Below are 1,362 nucleotides of genomic sequence, written 5' to 3' on the forward strand. Positions count from 1 at the left end.
GTCAGGAATATCTTTTGGCGCTTGGCAACAACCTGCAAGGAAAATTCCGCTGACTCTTGAATCTACAGGTCTTAACTTAGGATGCGCTTCAAGAAAGAACCCATCTGTACCATATGCAGTTCTGAGTAAGGTACCTAACTCTTTTGAATCCTTTCTCTGTACCAAGCCTGTAGCTAATACAACTAAATCAGTTTCCTCTTCGTAGACCTCTCCTGTGAGTGTGTCTTCACCTCTTACAATAACTTTGCCTGCTTTTTTGTAGACCTCGCCAACACTGCCGCGCCTATAAATAACACCTTCGTTTTTTACTCTATCATAGAACTCTTCAAATCCTTTACCAAAAGCTCTTACATCTGTATAGCAAACAATGACTTCGCAATCGGGTATTTTCTCTTTGATTAAATGAGCTTGTTTTGCAGTATACATGCAGCATACTCTAGAGCAGTACTCGTTGCCCACTTGTTTATCTCTTGAGCCTACACATTGTATGAAAATTGCTTTTTTGGGTTTTTTACCATTGATAATAATTTCACCGCCTGTAGGACCGCTTGCGGAACTGAGACGTTCAAATTCCAAGCCGGTAATAACTTCTTGATATTTGCCGTAGCCGTATTCTGGTTTTAAAGATGCATCGAAAATATCGAATCCGGTAGCTACTACAATTGCACCTACTTCGAGTTCTAGAGTTTCTTCTTTCTGGTCGTAAATAATAGCTTTAGGCTCGCACGCTTTTTCGCATTCTTTGCATTCGCTGCAACCAGCGCAATTAAGACATCTTTTTGATTCTTCGATTGCTTGCTGCTCTGTAAAACCTAAGTTTACTTCTGCAAAATTTTTTATTCTTTCCTGAGCTGGTAGTTGCAACTGCTTTACTCTTGCCTTTTTCGGAACTGCTTTAATATCAACTTCTTCTATCCCAACCACATGCTTCTCTTCTCTCTTTAATTCTAAACTTTCGCCCTTCAGGTATTTGTCGATAGAAACAGCTGCTTGGTAGCCATCTGCAATTGCTTCAACGACCGTAGAAGGGCCTCTTACAAGGTCTCCGCCTGCAAAAATACCTTTTAAATTTGTAGCAAGTGTATTTGAATCTACTGATAAAGTGCCTTTTTTTGTGAGCTCAAAATTATTGGCTTTCAAAAAGTTTATTTCTGTTTCCTGTCCGATAGCAGGTATTATCATATCTGCATCTATAATGAACTCGCTCCCTTTGATTGGTACAGGCTTTCTTCGCCCTGTTTCGTCAGGCTCGCCAAGCTCCATTCTAATACATTCCAGCCCTACAACTTTTCCATCTTTACCAATGATTTTTGTTGGCGCTACTAGATAATTTATCCTCACGCCCTCTTCTTCTGCCTCCAA

The 1,362-nt window shown here is 40.2% G+C and carries 1 protein-coding gene; it reads right to left on the reverse strand.

Annotation, left to right across the window (positions count from 1 at the left end; all coding sequences use genetic code 11):
• Positions 1-1,362: FAD-dependent oxidoreductase (locus QMD21_02660; GenBank protein MDI6855669.1), on the reverse strand; the 1,362-nt coding region annotated here is incomplete at both ends.

The organism is Candidatus Thermoplasmatota archaeon (genome assembly GCA_030018475.1).
Classification (GTDB): domain Archaea; phylum Thermoplasmatota; class JASEFT01; order JASEFT01; family JASEFT01; genus JASEFT01.